Annotated in this window: 23 protein-coding genes; 6 read left to right on the top strand and 17 right to left on the bottom strand. The window is 35.1% G+C overall.

Annotation, left to right across the window (positions count from 1 at the left end; genetic code table 11):
• Window positions 1-13 precede the first annotated feature (13 nt).
• The 14 genes from ACQY29_RS04520 to ACQY29_RS04455 form a co-directional block, all read right to left on the bottom strand.
• On the bottom strand, window positions 14-586 hold the full coding sequence (locus tag ACQY29_RS04520) for a hypothetical protein (protein WP_428224054.1): 573 nt from the start codon (window positions 584-586) through the stop codon (window positions 14-16).
• Between the two features lie 11 nt (window positions 587-597).
• Window positions 598-1,296, bottom strand: coding sequence for a hypothetical protein (locus ACQY29_RS04515; RefSeq protein WP_428224053.1), 699 nt, complete (start codon window positions 1,294-1,296; stop codon window positions 598-600).
• A gap of 18 nt (window positions 1,297-1,314) precedes the next feature.
• Window positions 1,315-2,028: a hypothetical protein gene (locus tag ACQY29_RS04510; RefSeq protein ID WP_428224052.1), complete on the bottom strand. Its 714-nt coding sequence runs from the start codon at window positions 2,026-2,028 to the stop codon at window positions 1,315-1,317.
• Window positions 2,029-2,052: 24 nt separating this feature from the next.
• A complete protein-coding gene (locus ACQY29_RS04505; protein WP_428224051.1) occupies window positions 2,053-2,565 on the bottom strand; it encodes a thioredoxin family protein in 513 nt (170 codons plus the stop codon).
• Window positions 2,566-2,690: 125 nt separating this feature from the next.
• Window positions 2,691-3,461, bottom strand: coding sequence for a T9SS type A sorting domain-containing protein (locus tag ACQY29_RS04500; protein WP_428224050.1), 771 nt, complete (start codon window positions 3,459-3,461; stop codon window positions 2,691-2,693).
• A 4-nt stretch (window positions 3,462-3,465) separates the two neighbouring features.
• A complete protein-coding gene (locus tag ACQY29_RS04495; protein WP_428224049.1) occupies window positions 3,466-4,002 on the bottom strand; it encodes an ankyrin repeat domain-containing protein in 537 nt (178 codons plus the stop codon).
• A 1-nt stretch (window position 4,003) separates the two neighbouring features.
• On the bottom strand, window positions 4,004-4,549 hold the full coding sequence (locus tag ACQY29_RS04490) for a YceI family protein (protein ID WP_428224048.1): 546 nt from the start codon (window positions 4,547-4,549) through the stop codon (window positions 4,004-4,006).
• Between the two features lie 55 nt (window positions 4,550-4,604).
• The gene (locus ACQY29_RS04485; RefSeq protein ID WP_428224047.1) at window positions 4,605-4,961 is read right to left on the bottom strand and encodes a cytochrome c; all 357 of its coding nucleotides are present in this window, start codon (window positions 4,959-4,961) and stop codon (window positions 4,605-4,607) included.
• Between the two features lie 17 nt (window positions 4,962-4,978).
• Window positions 4,979-5,824 carry a DUF5777 family beta-barrel protein gene (locus ACQY29_RS04480; protein ID WP_428224046.1) on the bottom strand — a complete coding sequence of 282 codons (846 nt, stop codon included), beginning with the start codon at window positions 5,822-5,824 and terminating at the stop codon, window positions 4,979-4,981.
• Window positions 5,825-6,100: 276 nt separating this feature from the next.
• The gene (locus ACQY29_RS04475; protein ID WP_428224045.1) at window positions 6,101-7,699 is read right to left on the bottom strand and encodes a tetratricopeptide repeat protein; all 1,599 of its coding nucleotides are present in this window, start codon (window positions 7,697-7,699) and stop codon (window positions 6,101-6,103) included.
• A gap of 93 nt (window positions 7,700-7,792) precedes the next feature.
• A complete protein-coding gene (locus ACQY29_RS04470; RefSeq protein WP_428224044.1) occupies window positions 7,793-8,554 on the bottom strand; it encodes a succinate dehydrogenase/fumarate reductase iron-sulfur subunit in 762 nt (253 codons plus the stop codon).
• Between the two features lie 77 nt (window positions 8,555-8,631).
• Window positions 8,632-10,641, bottom strand: coding sequence for a fumarate reductase/succinate dehydrogenase flavoprotein subunit (locus tag ACQY29_RS04465; protein ID WP_428224043.1), 2,010 nt, complete (start codon window positions 10,639-10,641; stop codon window positions 8,632-8,634).
• Between the two features lie 19 nt (window positions 10,642-10,660).
• Complete coding sequence (locus ACQY29_RS04460) at window positions 10,661-11,491, bottom strand: succinate dehydrogenase cytochrome b subunit (RefSeq protein WP_428224042.1); 831 nt, start codon at window positions 11,489-11,491, stop codon at window positions 10,661-10,663.
• Window positions 11,492-11,714: 223 nt separating this feature from the next.
• Window positions 11,715-11,840 (bottom strand): hypothetical protein, encoded by a 126-nt coding sequence (locus ACQY29_RS04455; protein ID WP_428224041.1) that lies wholly within the window; start codon window positions 11,838-11,840, stop codon window positions 11,715-11,717.
• A 242-nt stretch (window positions 11,841-12,082) separates the two neighbouring features.
• On the opposite strand from ACQY29_RS04455, the gene ACQY29_RS04450 reads away from it, so the two are divergent.
• Window positions 12,083-12,646, top strand: coding sequence for a Crp/Fnr family transcriptional regulator (locus tag ACQY29_RS04450; RefSeq protein WP_428224040.1), 564 nt, complete (start codon window positions 12,083-12,085; stop codon window positions 12,644-12,646).
• Window positions 12,647-12,745: 99 nt separating this feature from the next.
• Window positions 12,746-14,038: an aminopeptidase P family protein gene (locus tag ACQY29_RS04445; RefSeq protein ID WP_428224039.1), complete on the top strand. Its 1,293-nt coding sequence runs from the start codon at window positions 12,746-12,748 to the stop codon at window positions 14,036-14,038.
• A gap of 135 nt (window positions 14,039-14,173) precedes the next feature.
• Here ACQY29_RS04445 and pckA read toward each other — a convergent pair whose 3' ends face one another.
• Both pckA and ACQY29_RS04435 read right to left on the bottom strand, forming a co-directional pair.
• Window positions 14,174-15,799 carry a phosphoenolpyruvate carboxykinase (ATP) gene (pckA, locus tag ACQY29_RS04440; RefSeq protein WP_428224038.1) on the bottom strand — a complete coding sequence of 542 codons (1,626 nt, stop codon included), beginning with the start codon at window positions 15,797-15,799 and terminating at the stop codon, window positions 14,174-14,176.
• 68 nt (window positions 15,800-15,867) lie between these two features.
• Window positions 15,868-16,254 (bottom strand): DUF423 domain-containing protein, encoded by a 387-nt coding sequence (locus tag ACQY29_RS04435; protein ID WP_428224037.1) that lies wholly within the window; start codon window positions 16,252-16,254, stop codon window positions 15,868-15,870.
• Between the two features lie 121 nt (window positions 16,255-16,375).
• On the opposite strand from ACQY29_RS04435, the gene ACQY29_RS04430 reads away from it, so the two are divergent.
• The 3 genes from ACQY29_RS04430 (at window position 16,376) to ACQY29_RS04420 (ending at window position 18,832) form a co-directional block, all read left to right on the top strand.
• The gene (locus tag ACQY29_RS04430; RefSeq protein ID WP_428224036.1) at window positions 16,376-17,728 is read left to right on the top strand and encodes a saccharopine dehydrogenase family protein; all 1,353 of its coding nucleotides are present in this window, start codon (window positions 16,376-16,378) and stop codon (window positions 17,726-17,728) included.
• A gap of 215 nt (window positions 17,729-17,943) precedes the next feature.
• Window positions 17,944-18,261, top strand: coding sequence for a hypothetical protein (locus ACQY29_RS04425; RefSeq protein ID WP_428224035.1), 318 nt, complete (start codon window positions 17,944-17,946; stop codon window positions 18,259-18,261).
• A gap of 100 nt (window positions 18,262-18,361) precedes the next feature.
• Window positions 18,362-18,832, top strand: coding sequence for an Lrp/AsnC family transcriptional regulator (locus tag ACQY29_RS04420; RefSeq protein ID WP_428224034.1), 471 nt, complete (start codon window positions 18,362-18,364; stop codon window positions 18,830-18,832).
• A gap of 17 nt (window positions 18,833-18,849) precedes the next feature.
• On the opposite strand, the gene ACQY29_RS04415 is transcribed toward ACQY29_RS04420, so the two are convergent.
• Window positions 18,850-20,013, bottom strand: a complete 1,164-nt coding sequence (locus tag ACQY29_RS04415; RefSeq protein ID WP_428224033.1) for an iron-containing alcohol dehydrogenase — start codon at window positions 20,011-20,013, stop codon at window positions 18,850-18,852.
• A gap of 107 nt (window positions 20,014-20,120) precedes the next feature.
• On the opposite strand from ACQY29_RS04415, the gene ACQY29_RS04410 reads away from it, so the two are divergent.
• Window positions 20,121-20,804 (top strand): NUDIX hydrolase, encoded by a 684-nt coding sequence (locus tag ACQY29_RS04410; RefSeq protein ID WP_428225871.1) that lies wholly within the window; start codon window positions 20,121-20,123, stop codon window positions 20,802-20,804.
• Window positions 20,805-20,846 lie beyond the last annotated feature (42 nt).

Genomic DNA, 20,846 nt, shown 5'->3' with positions numbered 1-20,846 from the left:
GATTTTTAACTGTTTAATTTGCTTTGTCTAATGTATTCCAAAATGCTAAGAAATCCGTTTTTACCTTTTCGGGCAAAGTCGAAAAATGAGCATCGTATTTTGTTTCTGTAAAATTATCTTCGGCGGTCACCCAAAGTTTGTAAGCCACATTCTTGTAAACAAGTACGCCCCAAATTTTTTGCAACGGACTTTCAGGTCCTGCCTCATTTTCGTCAACTACCAATAACATTTCGGCATTACCATCCTTATCGGCATCGCTATACATCATCCTATTATTAACAAAAGCCAAGGATTTATTTACGGGATGCTTAAAAACGGTAGAAAAAGATTTGGCATAACCTTCTGGTGTTTTAGTGAATTTTTCGATAAAAAGTTCGTCGTTTACAGCACCAGATTTGTTTTTAGAAACTACCAAAACATTCTCGGTTCGGGTATCATTGATTCCTGTGGCAAACATTTTTCGGTCGCCTTGAAAAGGAAGGTCATTCTTGGTCAGATTTTGTGTAAAAGCACTAACTACAGTGGTTACTTGTGCCTGAAAGGAATTCGTAATCCAGAGGGTAGCCAGTAAAAATAGTTTTTTCATTGTTTATTTTTTTAGAACCCAAATTTAAGAATTTGTTGGTCAAAAAGTTCCATAGGGTTTACTTTCTCAAAAGCTAGTTTCAAAGGTGCAAAATTTTTTACTTCAGTTTCTGAGGGCATATCCTCTTTCATGGTATTTACTTGGGTCATTTCAATCTTACCAGTCATCACCTCATAATTAGCGATGGTTTGCCCTCCAGCACCTGCATGAAAACTTTCCATCGACTTAAGAAATAGTTCTCCATTTTCAAATTGAAAAATAATAGTAGTCGTACCCGAAGGTCCCAGTCCCGAAAGCTCCATCATCAACTGATTTTCCACTATAGATATGGTTTCGGAGTCATAAATTTTATATCCTTCACCACTATATTCAACAGGAAAGACTTGTTCTGACTGCTGGAACAACTTCCTTCCTTTTTCCTTATCACCCAAAAACACTAAGGTCTTTCTAGCCATAGTATCGTCTTCTATATTTCTAAGCACATAAGCATAATCTTTTAACCCGTCCTGATTCAAATCGCCATCACATTCGTACTGAATTTCAAAACCCTCAGGAATATACTCTTGAATAGCATTTTGAATTTGCGGAGGATTAGGGTTTTCTTTAGCTACTTTAGGTTGAGGCTTAGCAACCTCTGCAATGGGTTTATCGTTTTTACAGCTTCCTAGCAAAAAACAAAGCATAGAAATACTGAATATAGTTTGTTTCATCGTTTAATTAGTTAAAGTTTACGGAAATAGCACTAAAACATCATTCCCTAAATCGTAAGCGTACAAATCGTCTTTTTCAGCATCATAATACAACCATTTAATTTTAGTTGTTCTACCTTCAAAAGAAGTACCTAAACCTATAAGCGTATAGGTTTTGCCTTCACGTACTTGCTGTTCAATGGAATACTCTAACGCATCTCCTGCTTCGAGATGTGCTTTTAATAATCCATCATCAGAATTAGCCACATAATATTCGACCCAGTAATATAGTTGTTTCAAATATCCTTCGGAATATTCGTTTTCATTAAACCAATGGTATTTGAACTCTTTTTTGCAAGTTTTACGAAATTGAGACAGTTTTCCTTCCTTTATTTTCTTAAAGGAAACCAACCACTCCGCCTGATCAGGTGTTTCACCATCACCTGCAATATAAATAGTGTCTATTTTCCAATGCACTTCTACTTTATCTCCTCGAAGTAATGTTCTATCGTCGTTAGTATCATTGATAAAACTGTATATTTTAGCCTCCTTTCTGAAATTTATCAGATGATAATCACCTTCATCATTATAACTAACAAATTCAAAAACATCTGAAAATAACTTAGAAGCTTGCGTTTTATTTATCTTGGAGGATTGCTCTTGTGGTTCTTTTTGTAATGCAACTGTGTTGTCCTTGCAACTGTACAAACAAACAATCAACAAGGTTACGAAAACATTTTTTAGAAATTGCATATATTAGTTTAGTTTTTAGTGAGCTTAATTAGAAGTATTTGATGCTAAAAATGTCCTTACTTTTTCAAAGCTATAGCCCTTTCCTTCTTCTAAAGAACCTGTTTCTTGCACCTTGACCAATTTACCTGAAGCCTCTAAAATCATAAAAACGGGGTAACCGTGTTTTTCTCCAGGATTGCCCTCATATTGACTAAAGAACTTTTCGTTTTTGTTCTTAGGAGACCAATTCAAATGATAATACAAATAATTGGCATCAACCAGTTGTTTCAATGCCTCATTTTTATTGATAAAATCATTCAATCGCAAACACCAAATACACCAGTTTCCTCCTACTTGAATTAAGACTTTCTTGTGTTCTTTTTGGGCAACAGCCAGCAATTCTTTTACTTTAAGTGAGGCATCTTCCTCTTCATGATACGGTTTGGCTAAAACCGCTTTTTCCTGTTCGACTTTCTTTTTAGCTTCTGCTTTTTCATCGGTGGTTTGAGCGAAACCTACTGCGGAAACCAAAAGCATTACCAATATTATTTTTTTCATAACTGTTTTTTTTTGTGAAGGTAACAAAACAAAACAAAGAAGCCAACTGAAAAAATCAATTGGCTCCACCACTCAACCAGATTAAAATACACTTCCCCAAGTGTTCGAAAATAATTGATTTCCTTTTACTTTTTAATGATTTTAAAGTATTCTTTAGTATTTTCAATAGCAACTTCAACAAAATACGTTCCTGGAACAACATCTAAAACATCAAATTTTCCTTCTATTTGTCGTACTTCTTTCACAAATTTTCCACTCAAATCGTAAATTTTAACTTCCTCTACCTCGATTTGAGATTCTATAGAGAAAAATCCTTCTGTAGGATTGGGATACACTAAAACTTTTTTCTTGCCATTTTCGAAATCTGGATTGCTTAAATTAGCAAAGGCAACATCTAACATGTACCCTCTACTCCCTGAATGACTCCCAAAACTGAAACCTGCCAAACCTCTTTTTGCCCACACAATGTCTACAGATGAATTAGCAATATCAAACGCATAATCGCTTGTACTACCCGTGTTAAAAGCCCTAGTAGCAATTATAGTACGCGTACCTGTAGCCACCGTGTTAGAAGTAACTGTCCAGTTATTTGTATCATTTGTCGGGAATGCACCAACGCCATTAAAAGAAGCATCTACTAAGTTTGTACCATTATAATATACTAAATCTTGACCTGTAGCCATTCCTTCACCATTTGCAAAATCACCAAATTGAATACCAAACCAACGGTCAGAAGGTCCAGTCAAAGTCATGGTAACGGTAGTGTTGGCTTGGTTCAAATCAAATTTAACAGACATCCCCGAAGACGGTATTACCACAACACCTGTTGATTTTGTTTGGGCGTTAACCAAGTTATGTCCTATAAACAATAACGCTAAGAGTACTATTTTTTTCATACTTTTAATTTTTTAAGAGATTAATAATTTCTTCATTTTTAGAAAAAACGGCATATTCAAAAGGTTTTTTTCCAGAACCATCAGGTTTATATTTGTCGGCTTTGAATGATAAAAGCAACTTTACCATTGCTACATTTTTAAACTGAATTGCATAATGCAAGGGTGTTACTCCATTGTCATCAGAAATATCAGGTTGTGCACCGCTTTCCAATAATTTATGTACCAATGTAAGATTCCCTTTAACGGTGGCAGCTGCCAGAGCAGTCCCATTCGAACTCTTAAAATTTATATTCTTTGTTTTTTTCATTAAATATAGAGCCACGTCATTATTCCCTTTATAACAAGCCAGAATTAGAGGATTAAACCCCATAGTATTAATTTCATCAGCCACATTCGCATTCGTTTTTTCTAATTGAATAAGGTCTTCTACCGTGCCTGAACGAGCGATATCAAAAACATCTTTTATTTTTACTTCCTGCGCAAACACAGTTGTTGCGCAATGGAATAAGATAACTAAGAAAAAAAGATTTACTATTTTCATTTTATTGTTCCTGTAATGCGAGTGAATACATAATTTTAACTCTTTCAGCTACTTTTTTGGTCAAAAGCTTTGGAATTTCTATACCAAATTCTTCGGGTTTAACTTCAAAATTACCCGTTAACACAAGCTTATTTTCTTGCAACTGCACTTTAGCCACCGTTACTATTTTCTTTGATTTCCCATGTATTGTTAAATCACCTTGTAGTTTTAAATTCTTAACTCCTTGTGTCAAATCTGATAGCTTAAAATTTTCAATTTTACCTTTGAAATAAGCTTTCGGAAACTTTTCAGATTCCATATAGTTTTCATTAAAATGCTCTTGCATTAATGCTATTTTGAACTGAAAACCTTTAACTAGGGTCACAATTGCCAAATCACCTGTTGTAGTTTGCAAAATGGCTGCAGTGTTTTTATTTTCGGCAGCAACTTCTTCAAATGAAATAACAGAGGCTTCAAATTTTAAATTCCCCGTTTTCGTACTATACTTTTGAGCCGATACTACAAAAAAATTTAGTAGCAATACTATCGCTATAAGTTGTCTCTTCATGATTTTATGTTTTTAAATAAGCTAAAGCTATCCCAAGACTTACAACAAAAACTGCTTACTTTTCAAGTAAACCATCAGTATTCCACTTGAGTAACAAATCAATTTTTTGTTGTGCCATTCTGCCTCCTTTAGGCATTAAACCCGCTTCTCCATTTTGTTTTTGAATTCGAGTTAATAAATCTCCATTTTGTGTGTACTCTTTTAGTTGTTCATACGTTTGCAAGGGTGCAAAAGATGCTGTTCCTGAACTAGAATGGCAGCCTACACAGTTGGCATCAATAATTGTTTTGACCTCTTTGGTATATGTAACCTTGCCAACCACCTCGGTATTATTTTCTAAACTTTCGTAGGTTGTGGAATCACAAGCACATACTGTAAAAAGAATCGAGGTTAGATATAAATACTTTTTCATAACAATGTTCTTTAATGTTAGAATACTCTATATAAATTGAAGCCAAAAAAGAAATCTCCTTTGCCCCAATTTCCTGAAGCATTAGTAAAATAATTTGCTTCCCCCATAGACTGTGAATTAGTAAAAAGTAACTGAAAAATATGTCCTCCTGTATCAATGTCTAATCCAACAGATAATGGGTTTTTGTAAAAATCAGGCTTGTTAAAATTGTAACCATATTCCATATTCAACGATAAGCGCTTACTTAATTTCATTCGCCCACCAGTAGCAAGCACCCACTGGTCATTATTTTCATTTGCAGGTTCAAATAAATTTTTATGAATATAGGTTGGAGCTAATTCTAATGAGATTTTTTCCGAAAACTTTCTAGCGATTAACAATTGGTTAGTATAAGATAAACGGTCATTGAATTGAATTTTAGGATAATTTTGTTTCTTCAAACCTGAATTAATTCCTAACACATTATAACCTACTATTTCAAAAGGAAAAGTATCTGTTTGTTTGAACAAACGATATTTAGTTGAGGCTTCATAAAGTTTAAATAGGGTATGTCTTGAAACACCTACAGAAAGCCATTGCTTTACTCCATACAAACCACCAATTTTAGTCGTTGCACTATCAAACCCAAAGAACTCATTCCAACTTCCTTTTACTGAACCAAACCTATGGGAGACCACCATATAATATTCCCCTTCTGAGGGTAATTTAGTAGACTGCATAGTTACAATTTGCAACCCTTTGAAAGTAGCGCTGACCTCTTTATTAACCACTTGGGTAGAATCTATTTCTTTCAGTAAATCGTCTTGGGCATGACTTAAAAAAGTACACAGCAAGCTTGATATCAAAAAAAACCTTTTATACATAATGAGATGAATTGTCTAGAATTATTTACGCGAAATAGTTATAAACATTCAACAGTATATCGATTAAAATTTGACATTAAAAGCTAAAGCTGATAACGCTATTTGATAAAATTCTTAATCTAAGTAAAACAATCTTACGCTACTGCCGAACTAAAATTATCCTATTTCAGTCCAAACAAAGCTAGTCTACCCTCAGCAAAAATAGGGTTTTTAGTAGGTAGACAAAAGGTAGACAACAAGAGTTATACCAGTATATATAAGGTGTACAATGTGCGTTTAAAGCGATAATATGTAGTCTATTAAAGAAGTTTCGGTTGTAAGATTCATCTTTTTTCTAAGGCGATAACGCGCCGTTTTAACACTATCTGGAGAGATGTTTAAAATAGATGCCATTTCTTTACTGGAAAGATTTAGTTTAATAAGTGCACATATTTTTAGGTCATTGGCGCTAATATCAGGACAAACTTGTTTTAGCTTAGTATAAAATTGCTTATTGACACTTTCAAAATAAACATTAAAATCATTCCAAGTATCATTATGTTCTGAGTGCTTCTGAACCAATTTGATTAAATGTTGCGAGACTTGAGCATCTGACACAAGAGTTTCTTTAACTTCATTTAACAATTCATTTTTTTGAAACATTTGCATCAAAATTGTATTCAGTTGTGATTCTTTGTGTTCTAAATCGCTTTTGTATTGTTCTTCTTCCAACTTACGTTTTTCTTCGGTTGCAACTAATACATCTTCTTTTAACTTCAGGAGTTCTTTGTTTTTAGTGTTGATTTTTTTCACATAAGCATACCATAAAATAAAACCTGTTAGTAAGATAAGAATCCCTAAAATCAACAAATAATTCGAGAGTTTGATAATTTCTTTTTCTTTCGTTACTAAGGCAAGGGTACGGTCCTTTTGAGCAACTTCAAATTTTGTTTCTAAATGTTTAATAGCTTTTTCCTTTTCTACAGAAAAAAGTTGTTCGTTTATAACCAATAATTGTCGTTGATATTCCGCTAATTGTATAAAGTCCTTTTTTATACGATAAGCTTCTATAAGCATTTCAAGGCTTTTCTTTTCAAAACTTTTATTAGATAACTGTTTTGAAATTCCGATGGATTGTTTAAAAAAAGTGAGTGCCTTATTTATATCGGTTCGAAGGAACAATTTTCCTAAGGCTATAAGACTTGATACTTGTGCTTGCTTGTTTTCCGTGGTTTTAGCAATAGCAAAAGCTTTATAAAACAAAGCTAAACTACTTTTTACGTTGGGCAACGCATATTCTCCCAATTTGATATAGGCATTAGGTAAGTATGCCTTAGCGTTAGACTTTACAAAGTCATCAAACCCAAGTTTAAAATACACATAGGCAGAATCTCTTTTTCCTTGAGTTTCAAAAATTTTTCCTAAACTACAATAAGAAAGCCCTAAAGTTCCACTCTTATCAGTATGTTTTTTTAGAACTTTAATGGCACTGGCACTCATTTCAAAAGCCTGATTGTACTTTTTTTGAACACTATAAATTGTACTTATAAGTTGCAAAGATTTTGCTTTACCGATATGAGCCTGATGCACGTTAGGATATTTTTGAATAGCTTTTTCATAAGTCGCTAAAGAAGACAGAGCATACTTTAAACCTTTTTCCAAGTCTGAGCCATAGGTACAAATGCCCAAACAAAGTAAAGCCTCTGCCTCTGCCTTTAAATCTCCTTCTTCTTTAGCTTGAGTATATCCCGCAGAAAAATAATTATAAGCACTTTCCTCATTATCTTTTATTAAAGCTTGCCATCCCTTTTGTAATTGAGGGTAGTCGGAAGACTGTGCCTTTACATTCAATAGGAAGAGGGAACAGAAAATGAAATATAGAATTCGTAAGCTCATAAGTTCAGAAAAAAAGTTTTAAAGCTAAGCTTACAAATGTAAAAAAAAACGCACTTCTTTTACGAAGTGCGTTTTTTTAAAAGTAAAAAGATTTTATTTCAAACTCGCTTTTAAGTATTCACTATTCATACGAGCGATATTTTCTAATGAAATACCTTTTGGACATTCGATTTCACAAGCTCCTGTGTTTGTACAGTTACCGAATCCTTCTTCATCCATTTGACGTACCATGTTTAATACACGTTGGGTAGCTTCTACTTTTCCTTGTGGTAACAAAGCATATTGAGAAACTTTTGCCCCTACGAATAACATCGCAGAACCATTTTTACAAGTAGCCACACAAGCACCACAACCAATACATGCCGCAGCTTCGAAAGCTTTATCAGCATCTACTTTTGCCACTGGTATTGCATTTGCATCAATCGTATTACCTGAAGTGTTTACAGAAACGAATCCACCCGCTTGTTGAATACGGTCAAAAGCTGTTCTGTCTACTACTAAGTCTTTGATTACAGGGAAAGCTTTACTTCTCCATGGTTCTACATAAATTGTATCGCCATCGTTAAACATACGCATGTGTAACTGACATGTAGTAATTCCAGTGTCAGGACCGTGCGCACGACCATTGATAAACATAGAACACATTCCGCAAATACCTTCGCGACAATCGTGGTCAAAAGCAATAGGTTCTTTCTTTTCAGCGATTAATTGCTCGTTTAATTGGTCCATCATTTCTAAGAATGAACTGTCTGTAGATACATTGTTTAATGAATAATCTACCATTTGTCCTTTGTCAGAAGCTTTTTTCTGACGCCAAACTTTTAATTTTATATTGATGGTTTTCTTTGATGCCATTTTCTTTTCGTTTAAAGTGTAAAGTTTAAAGTTTAAAAGTTCACTTACTGAACTGCAAACTGTGAACTGTGAACTGATTACTTATAATTACGAGCTGCAATTTTAATGTATTCGTATTTCAACTCCTCCTTATGTAATACTGATTTGTTGATGTCTTCCCCTTGGTATTCCCATGCGCCTACGAATGAGAAGTTTTCATCATCACGTAAGGTTTCACCTTCAGCATCTTGATACTCCTCACGGAAGTGACCTCCACAAGATTCTTTACGTTGTAATGCATCCATTGCCATTAATTGCCCTAACTCCATAAAGTCAGCCACACGTAATGCTTTTTCTAACTCCGTATTCATTTCGTCAGCAGCTCCTGGAACATACACATCTGCATAGAACTCTTTACGTAATGCATCAATTTCAGCAATGGCTTCCGTTAATCCTTGCGCATTACGTCCCATACCTACTTTATTCCACATAATGTTTCCTAAACGTTTGTGGAAATGGTCTACCGATTTAGAACCATTATTGTTTAAGAACGCATTAATTTGGTCTCTAACATTTTTCTCTGCTTGAACGAATTCTGGCGAATCTGTAGAGATTGCCCCTGTACGAATTTCATCTGCTAAATAGTTAGAAACTGTATAAGGTAATACGAAATATCCATCTGCTAAACCTTGCATTAAAGCTGATGCTCCTAAACGGTTTGCTCCGTGGTCAGAGAAGTTAGCCTCACCTGCTACGAAACATCCAGGAATAGTAGACTGTAAGTTATAATCAACCCATACACCCCCCATAGTATAGTGTACTGCTGGGTAAATTTTCATTGGGGTTTCATAAGGATTTTCATCCGTAATTTTTTGGTACATGGTAAATAAGTTACCATATTTTTCTTCTAACCAAGCTTTACCTAAAGCAACTATTTCCTCTTGAGAAGGATTATGATTTCCTTTTCCATAAGCAGCTTGTTTCCCTTTAGCAATTACTTCAGAAGCGAAATCTAAATAAACCCCTTCATTAGTGTCGTTAGCTTCGATACCAAAACCAGCATCACAACGCTCTTTTGCTGCACGAGAAGCTACGTCACGAGGTACTAAGTTACCAAACGCTGGATATCTTCTTTCTAAGAAATAATCTCTATCTGCTTCTGCAATTTGCACTGGTTTCAATTTTCCTTCACGGATAGCTACTGCATCTTCTATTTTTTTAGGTACCCAAATACGACCTGAGTTACGTAATGATTCTGACATTAACGTTAACTTCGATTGATTGGTTCCGTGTACTGGAATACAAGTAGGGTGAATTTGTACATAACAAGGGTTTGCAAAATAAGCACCTTGTCTATGGATTTTCCACGCTGCCGTTACGTTACTTCCCATCGCATTAGTAGATAAGAAATATACGTTACCGTATCCACCCGATGCAATAATTACAGCGTGTGCTGAATGTCTTTCAATTTCACCAGTAATTAAGTTACGAGCAATGATACCACGTGCTTTACCATCAACTTTTACTAATTCCAACATTTCGTGACGGTTGTACATTTTAACACGTCCTAACCCGATTTGACGAGATAATGCAGAATAAGCACCTAATAATAACTGTTGTCCTGTTTGACCCGCAGCATAGAATGTACGTTGTACTTGCGTACCCCCGAATGAACGGTTATCTAACATACCTCCGTATTCGCGAGCAAATGGAACTCCTTGTGCCACACATTGGTCGATGATGTTACCAGAAACCTCAGCTAAACGGTGTACGTTAGCCTCACGAGCACGGTAATCTCCACCTTTAATAGTATCGTAGAATAAACGGTATACTGAGTCACCGTCATTTTGGTAGTTTTTAGCTGCATTCACCCCTCCTTGTGCCGCAATAGAGTGCGCACGACGTGGTGAATCTTGGAAACAAAATGCTTTTACATTATATCCCATTTCTCCTAAAGAAGCAGCAGCCGAAGCACCTGCTAAACCTGTACCAACCACGATAACATCGATTTTTGGACGGTTGTTTGGAGCAACTAATTTTAAATTATTTTTATGATTTGTCCATTTCTGAGAAATGTGACCTTCAGGTATTTTAGAATCTAACTTCATATCTTATATAGTAAGCTGATTATTTAACAAAGTGAATATAAACCGGAATGATAGCAAACAATAATGGAACGATGATTGCAAATAATTTTCCGAATGTTTTGATAGCTGGCGTGAATCCGTTGTTAACTCCTAACGACTGGAAAGCACTTTGGAATCCATGTAATAAGTGGAAAGCTAATACAGCCATAGCTAACACATATAAAATAGTAGCAATCAAACCAAAAGAAGGGTTCTTGAAGAACTCAATCGTGATTTTGTGTAAATCTTTGTAGCCTTCACCTACTTTGATGTTTGCCATTTTACTATAAATTTCTTTACCATTTTTAATCTCCATACCTTGTTGCTCTAACATCATCTTATCAGCAGGATAGAACTGACCTGGCTGTGTTCCGATGATATAATCAGCTTTTTGCCCCATTTGTTCTACCGTAATGGTTTGTAAAGGCATTTCAGAAAAATGCATTTTAGCCCAAAAGTTAGCCATGTGCGTAATAATGAACACTAAAATAAGGGTTCCTAAAACCGCCATGTTTCTTGAAGCTAAAGAGCTACTGTTTTGAGGACTGCTCATTGCATAAGCCACAGGACGCGCTTTTTTGTTTTGAATGGTCAACATGATTCCATCAACAGCGTGGAATAAAATTGAAATGTAGGTTACGTACGAAAGTAATTTTACCGCTGGATTGGTGGTCATAAATAACGCATACTGGTTGAATTGTAATGCATCACCGAAGATTAACTGTAAGTTACCTGCTAAGTGACCAGCCAAAAACAAGCATAAAAATAAACCCGTAAGAGCCATCCAGTATTTTTTTGCTATAGATGACTTTAAAAGTGCAGATTTTGCCATAGTATTAGATTGATTGTATAGTTTTATTAAAAATCAAGCAAAAATAAACGAAATTAGATGCAAATACAACTAGGTAATTGTTATTTATAATGAATATAAAAAACTACATTCGATTTACTACCGTTAACTAAATAAACCTGAAAGCACTACTATTTACAAGACCTATTCACCAAAAAGTAGCCACAAAAATTCATTTTGTAGTAAACTCCTGAAAATATATTAATTAACTTAAGTTCGATATAAACTTAATCTGATTATTCGTCACTTCGAGTGATTTTTCGTAGAGATACGAAGGGAAATCATATCGAGAAGTACCATCAATAAGTTCTCGATATATTTTCTGTTCCATTTCATTACACAAAAAAAAACTCGAAATGACGCTAACTAGCTAAACTATTTATGAATTCATCTATATAAGCCTCTAAAGAACCTTGATAAATTTGGAAGGCATTTTCATAGGACTGATTACCTAAGAGTATTAAGAATTTATCTTTTTCATCCAAAATCAACTCTGAATTTAGTTTGGTCGCTAAATTTATAACTTTTAATTTTACAAAAATCACTGGATAGAAAAGTTTGGTATTTTAAATCATGAACAACAACCCACTATTAACAGAAATAACTACTGGCTTTGGATTAGAAATGGAAAAATTCAAATCCTTTTTTAATCCTTTGAAATTAAAGAAAAATGAATTTTTAGTAGAACAGGACAAAATCTGCACCCTTTTTTGTTTCATTGTTTCGGGCGTTTTACAACATGCCACAACCCTACATGAAGAAGAAAAAACCACCTATCTTTCCTTAAAAAACACCTTTACGACCTCTTTGAAAAGTTTTCTTACACAAACTCCTTCCAGAAAACACATCAAAGCTTTAGTAGAAACCGAGTTATTGGTTATTGCTCTAGATGACTTTATGCAACTTAGAAATACGAATACGGAATTCCGACAATTTTACTACGACTTAATCGAACGACAAATTTGTTTAATAGATGAATACAGAATCGATTTATTGGCCCTAACTCCAGAGGAACGCTACAAAAAATTACTACTATCCGAACCCAAACTCCTCCAGGAAGTTCCCTTACATTATCTAGCCTCCTTTTTAGGAATTTCAACAAGACACATGAGTCGTATTCGTAAAAACTCACTTTAAGTAGTATTCAGTTTTCAAAATCTATGTAAAAAACAAGCCAAATGTCTTGCTAAAGACACCACAGTTTTGAGTACTTTTGGGTAAATAATTTTAAAACACATGAAATATTTACCTATAAACCGAGACTTGTTTATCAAAAATCGCAAGAACTTCATGGCACAAATGAAGGGCAATGGCGTAGCTGTTTTTAATAGTAATGATATTTACCCCGTGAGTGCTGATAGTACGTTGCCTTTTGCACAGCATCGCGACATCTTCTATTTATCGGGTGTGGACCAAGAGGAAAGTATCTTATTATTATGTCCAAATGCGCCTTATGAACATTTAAAAGAAATTCTGTTCTTAAGAGAAACCAACGAGCATATTGCCATTTGGGAAGGTGAAAAACTAACGAAGGAAAGAGCTTTTGAAGTTTCGGGCATCAAATCTGTGTACTGGTTACAAGATTTCCATAAAGTATTAAAAGAGGTAATGATGTATGCCGATACCATGTACATTAATACGAACGAGCATTATCGTGCAGCAGTAGAAACCGAAACCAGAGAAGACCGTTTTATCAAATGGTGGAAAGAAACCTATCCTGCCCATAAAGTTGAAAAATCAAATCCAATTTTACAGCGTTTACGTTCGATAAAGGACACGATAGAATTGGAATTAATGCAAACAGCATGTAATATTACCGAAAAAGGATTTCGTCGTATCTTAAATTTCGTGAAACCAGGAGTAGCAGAATATGAAATTGAAGCGGAATTTGCTCACGAATTTTTACGCAATCGTTCTAAAGGTTTTGCTTATACCCCTATCATTGCCTCAGGAAACAACGCCAATGTATTGCATTATATCGAGAACAATCAAGTGTGTCAAGCTGGCGATTTACTATTATTAGACGTAGGTGCGGAATATGCCAACTATTCGAGTGATTTATCCAGAACGATTCCGGTTTCAGGACGTTTCACAGATAGACAACGTGCAGTTTACAATGCGGTTTTGCATGTTAAAAATGAAGCTACTAAAATGTTGGTTCCAGGCACACTTTGGAAACAATATCATGTGGAAGTAGGTAAAATTATGACTTCGGAATTATTAGGATTAGGTTTACTTGATAAGGCGGATGTACAAAACGAAAACCCAGATTGGCCAGCGTATAAAAAATATTTTATGCATGGTACTTCACACCATTTAGGTTTAGACACGCACGATTACGGATTGTTACACGAACCTATGCAAGCCAACATGGTGTTCACTGTAGAGCCAGGTATCTATATCCCAGCGGAGGGTTTTGGTATTCGTTTAGAAGACGATGTCGTAATTCAAGAAAATGGCGCGCCATTCAACTTAATGCGTAATATTCCTATAGAAGCCGATGAAATTGAATCGATTATGAATTCTTGATTTAGAGAATAGATAATAGACTAATAGATAATAGACGCCTCACGATTGTGGGGCGTTTTTCATCTAAATTAAATCCTAAAAAAAAAGAGCTACACTAGGCAACTCTTTTTAAATATGCATTTTAATTTTTCAATATTACAACTGAGGTCCAGCTTGTACTAAGTTTTGTCCCTCTTCGTTATCCGTATATTGAACGAAGTTTTTAATAAATCTACCTGCTAAATCTTCTGCTTTTGTTGTCCAGTCAGCTGCATTAGTATATGTATTTCTAGGGTCTAAAATGTTCGTATCCACATTTGGTAAAGCCGTAGGTACATTGAAATTGAATACTGGCACTACAGACGTTTCTGCATTTTCGATAGAACCATCTAAAATAGCATCGATAATTGCACGAGTATCTTTGATAGAAATACGCTTACCAGTACCATTCCATCCTGTGTTTACCATATACGCTTTAGCGTTGTGCTCTTCCATTTTCTTTACTAACTCTTCCCCGTACTTCGTTGGGTGTAAAGACAAGAATGCTTTTCCAAAACAAGCGGAGAAAGTTGGTTCAGGTTGTGTAACCCCACGCTCTGTTCCAGCTAATTTTGCAGTAAATCCAGATAAGAAATAATATTTAGTTTGCTCTGGAGTCAATTTAGATACTGGAGGCATTACCCCAAAAGCATCTGCAGTTAAGAAAATAACTTTAGTAGCATGACCCGCTTTTGAAACTGGAGTTACAATATTATTAATATGGTTAATCGGGTAAGAAACACGAGTATTTTGTGTTACAGAACCGTCTTTGAAATCAATTTTACCCTCAGCATCAACTGTTACATTTTCTAATAAGGCATCACGCTTAATAGCACCATAGATGTCTGGTTCGTTTTCTTTACTTAAATCGATAGTTTTTGCGTAACAACCTCCTTCAAAGTTGAAAACTCCATCGTTATCCCATCCGTGCTCATCGTCACCAATTAATTCACGTTTAGGGTCTGTAGATAAGGTTGTTTTTCCTGTTCCAGATAAACCGAAGAACACGGCTACATCACCATCTTTACCTTTGTTAGCAGAACAGTGCATAGATGCCATACCTTGCAAAGGTAAGTAGTAGTTCATCATCGAGAACAACCCTTTTTTCATTTCCCCACCGTACCAAGTACCTCCAATTAATTGGATTTTTTCCGTCAAGTTGAAAGCAATGTAAACTTCTGAGTTTAAGCCGTGTGCTTTATAATCAGCAAAACCACGTTTTGAAGCATTCATTACTACGAAATCAGGCTCACCATAGTTTGCTAATTCTTCTTCTGTAGGACGGATGAACATGTTTTTTACAAAATGTGCTTGCCATGCTACCTCAACTATAAAACGCACTTTCAGACGTGTGTTTTCGTTAGCACCACAAAAGGTATCTACTACAAAAAGTCTTTTGTCAGACAATTGTGATACTGTGTTCTCTTTAAGCGCCTTCCAAGTATCGGTTGAGATAGGTTTGTTATCATTAACCGCCTTTTCTGAAGTCCACCAAATGGTGTTTTCCGTTACAGCATCTTTAACAATGTACTTGTCTTTAGGAGAACGACCTGTGAACTCACCCGTCATTACATTAACTGCGCCAAGCTCAGTTAACTGCCCTCTTTCGTAACCTTCTAGTGAAGGGTTCAATTCTTCCTGATATAATAATTCGTATGAAGGATTATATACAATTTCTTTAACGCCACTAATTCCGTATTTTTCTAACGAAATCGTTTTCGTAGGTGGTGTGTATGCTTCCATAAAATTATGATGTGTTGTGTTCTAATTTAACGACAAAAGTATAAATATTATTTAAATAGCCTCACAGATTAGGCTTTTTTTGTGAAAATGTAATAAATAGCCATGCCCCATGCACTAATTATCAATAGTCCTCCTATAGGGGTTATTGGTCCTAAAAATTTAAAATTCACACCACTCAAGGTTTGTGTAGCTAACAAATAGATTGAAACTGAAAAACATAGTGTCCCTGATAAAGTCAGATTATATACTACATTTTTTTGTTCAGGAAGTAAAATTGTTGTGGTACCTAGAAACAAAAGAAATAAAGCATGATACATCATATAGCGTACGCCTACTTCAAAAGAATTCAACTGATCTATATTTAAGACTTTTTTTAGGGCATGAGCACCAAAAGCACCTAAAATTATTGAAACGACCCCAAAACTTAAGGCGGTTAACAGAATTTTCTTATCCATTTCATGTAAATTTTCCCCAAATTTAATACAGCTTTTACAAAAAAACGAGATATTTTTTCTATTTCGCTTTCATAAAAACAACATTTGATTACATTTGTGTGATTTTTTATCAAACCAAAAAATGAAAAATGTACTTATAATCGGAGCTGGTCGTTCAGCATCTTCGCTTATCAAATACCTTTTAGAAAAATCTGAAAGCGAACAACTTCACCTGACCATTGGAGATTTGTCATTAGAATTAGCGCAGAGAAAAACCCTAGGACATAAAAATGCTACAGCGATTGCTTTAGATATCCACAACACAGACCAACGTCAAAACGAAATTCAAAAAGCTGATATTGTTATTTCTATGTTGCCTGCACACATGCACATTGAGGTGGCTAAAGACTGTATCGCTTTTAAAAAGCACATGGTTACCGCTTCATACATCAGCGATGCTATGCAAGCATTAGATGCTCAAGCCAAAGAAAACGGGTTGGTATTCATGAATGAAGTAGGTTTAGACCCAGGGATTGACCATATGAGTGCCATGAAAGTATTGGATGAAATTCGCGAACAAGGTGGAAAAATCATCTTATTTGAATCATTCTGTGGTGGCTTAGTTGCTCCAGAATCAGACACCAATCTTTGGAATTACAAATTTACTTGGGCGCCAAGAAATGTGGTTTTAGCAGGACAAGGTGGTGCGGCAAAATTCATACAAGAAGGAACTTACAAATACATTCCATATAACAAATTATTCCGTAGAACTGAGTTTTTGGAAATAGATGGTTATGGCCGTTTTGAAGTTTATGCCAATCGCGATTCTTTGAAATACAGAACGGTGTATGATTTAGATGATGTATTGACTTTATACCGCGGAACCATTCGTCGTGTAGGCTATTCAAAAGCTTGGGACATGTTTGTCCAATTAGGCATGACGGACGATACGTATATCATAGACGATTCTGAAGGAATGAGCTATCGCGAGTTTATCAATTTGTTTTTACCTTATCACGCTACGGATTCTGTTGAAATCAAATTGCGTCATCAATTGAAAATTGACCAAGATGATGTGATGTGGGACAAATTAGTCGAACTGGATTTATTTAGTACGGAAAAGAAATTAGGTTTAAAAAATGCTACACCAGCACAAGCCTTAGAAAAAATATTAACCGATTCATGGTCTTTACAACCAGAAGACAAAGACATGATTGTGATGTATCATAAATTTGGTTACGAATTAAATGGCGAACGCAAACAAATAGACGCTACCATGGTGTGCATAGGTGATGACCAAACCTACACCGCTATGGCTAAAACGGTAGGCTTACCAGTAGCTATGGCAACGCTTCAAATATTAAATGGTAATATTACCACATCTGGAGTTCAGTTACCTATTAAAAAAGAGGTATACGCTCCTATACTAAAAGAATTAGAGGAATACGGGGTTATCTTTCATGAAAAAGAAGTACCGTATATGGGGTATAATTAATCTGCCTACCTACTTATTTCACGAAGACCCGTTTCATATTGAGCGGGTCTTTTTATATGAATTCTTATCACTAATTTTAGTGAGGTCTTACTCCTGAAATTTAGAAAAAAGTGATTTATATCGAGTTTGTCGGTCAACTATCGATTTGATAATTGAAGTATTTTCCTGTTATTATAGATTTGCATCAGAATAATCAAATAAACAAACTACACAACATGAAAACTTTAATTATAACATTATTATTCACTTTAAGTTTAGCTGCCAATACAGATCCTAAGAAAGATTTAACCCGAGGAATCAGGGGATTAGAGATCTTTAGTTATAACACCAAAAAATTAGGAAAACATATTTATGTGGTCTCTGAAATGTATACCGAGAAAAAGGTTGAATTTATCAACGAAAATGGACTTGTTGTACTTTCAAAAAACACCGTTGGAACACCAATTACACTTGAAGACTTAAAACCAGGGGTATACAAAATTAAAATAACGGAAGAAGACAAAACAGACATTGTTTTATACGAACTAAATTAATCCTCCTAAAATATTTATACTTATACAGGCTAAAATCTCAGTCTGTATTTTTTTTGCTTATTTCAAAAATAAATTACCTTTATATTTCATTTTAAAACTTATGCGAGTAAATCACTTACAAATTGAAATTGACGGTATTGACAAAGAAATTCTTCGCTATTTAATGGAAGATGCACGAAAACCTATACTTCAAATTGCTAATAAAATTGGAATTTCCGGAGCTGCTATACACCAACGCTTACGAAAACTAGAAGAAGCCAAGGTGATTTCTGGTTCGAAGTTTATTGTGAACACCAAAGTTTTGGGTTATAGTACTATGGCTTTTGTGGGAATTTATTTAGATAAAGCCTCCAGAAATCCAGAGGCTGTTAAAGACTTAAGAAAAATTCCAGAAGTGTTAGAATGTCATTATACTACAGGAAATTGGAGTATTTTAATCAAGATTATATGTAGGGATAATGAACATCTCATGCAATTGTTGAATACTAAGATACAATCAATAGAAGGGGTTTCTCGAACAGAAACGTTTATCTCTTTAGATCAACAAATAGAAAGGCAAATACAGCTTTAACTGCATTTGCCCTTTTATTAGTAACTCAACTCAATAATTTCACGTACTTTCTCCGGAGTAACATTCTGTTTTTCACCCAAAGCTTTCCATCCTCTAGCTTCAAATCGATCCACAATGATGGTTGCGGTTTCTTGGAAATCGTTTGTGTTTTCAGAAAGCTTGGTTAACATCCCCATAGTCTGAAAAAAAGCTGTTGTTTTTTCAATAGCTAGTTTCGCTACTTCATCCTCATTACCTGACAAGTTCCAAACACGACGTCCGTATTGTGCTAATTTTTCTTTCTTGGTTTCAAACATTACGCGGTATAAATTAGGACCAATAATTGCAAGAGTTCTTGCGTGGTCAATACCGTACAAAGCAGTTAACTCATGTCCAATCATATGGGTAGCCCAATCTGAAGGAACACCTTTTTGAATCAAACCATTCAGCGCCATAGTACAACACCAAGTAAAATTAGAGGCTAATTTATAATCGGTAGGTTGTTCCACTACTGCGGGACCTATTTCAATTAAAGTCTGCAAAATACTTTCAGACAAGCGATCTTGCAATAAGGCGTCATGTGGGTAGGTTAAATATTGTTCCATAACATGAGTAAACGCATCTACGACTCCGTTTTGTAATTGGCGTTTAGGTAGTGACTCTATCACTGTAGGGTCGCAAATAGAAAATTTTGGAAACAAAGCACTACCTCCCAAAGTCAATTTCTCTTGAGTTGCTTCAACGCTAATTACTGCTCCAGAATTCATCTCTGAACCCGTTGCTGGGAGTGTCAAAACCGTACCAAAAGGAATGACTTGGGTCAAATCGGTAAATAAAATACGTTGCTTTAAAATCTCAAGAGCATCCCCACTGTAGTTCACCGCAGCTGAAATAAACTTAGTCCCATCAATAACACTACCTCCACCTATAGCCAAAATAAAACCTACTTCTTGTTCACGGATAATGGTTACGGCTTTCATTAAGGTTTCATAGCGTGGATTAGGTTCTATGCCACCAAACTCAATAATTTCATGATTGGATAAAGCCGTTTTAACTTGGTCATAAATCCCGTTGTTAAAAATGCTCCCGCCACCATACGTCAACAGTATTTTAGTGTTAGCTGGTACTAATTCAGTAAGTTTAGCAATTTGCCCCTTCCCGAAAACATATTTTACGGGATTGTATAATTCAAAATTGGTCATGATCAAAATTTTAAAGGTTAAAGGTACAAGCCTAATCCGAAGAATTGTTTTAATAATATGTTAATTTATAATTCCGTATTTTTGCGTATATAATACAGTAAGTTATGATGCAAAATATTAGAGTTGCCGTAGATGCAGTAGTTTTTGGTTATGCAAATCATAAATTATATGTTTTATTAATACAACAAAAATTTGGCGGTAGTCAATTACAGTGGGCATTGCCTGGAGGACTGGTCCAAAATGATGAAACGCTAAAAGCAGCGGTGGAACGCGAGCTGAAAGAGGAAACCAATGTAAGTGTGAAGTATCTGGAACAGTTATATACTTTTGGTGATGATGTTCATCGTGACCATCGAAATCGTGTTATATCGGTAGCTTATTTAGCCTTGGTGGACTCCTCAAATATCGAAATTCAGGCAAATACCGATGCCTTAGACGTGGCTTGGTTTCCCGTGGACGAATTACCCGATTTAGCATTTGACCATAATACTATTGTTCATAAAGGCTTACAACGACTGCAAGCTAAATTGACCTATGAACCTATAGGTTTTGATTTACTACCGCAGACATTTTTGTTTTCTGATTTAGAAGCATTGTATACGTCTATTTTGAAAAAGGAAATTGACCGTCGAAATTTTAGAAAAAAGATGTTAGGCTTTGGTATTCTTGAAGAAACCGAATTTTATTGCCAACAAAAAGCGGGCCGACCAGCTAAATTATTTCAATTTAAACCCGCAGAATATCAACGTTTACAACAAGAAGGTTTTTACTTTGAAATTAAGTTTGTGTGATTTTTACACAAATTATTTTTTTAATCTAATAATCATTTTTAT

Source organism: Flavobacterium sp., assembly GCF_965262375.1.
GTDB lineage: Bacteria > Bacteroidota > Bacteroidia > Flavobacteriales > Flavobacteriaceae > Flavobacterium.
This window is presented reverse-complemented; position numbering and strand designations above follow the sequence as displayed.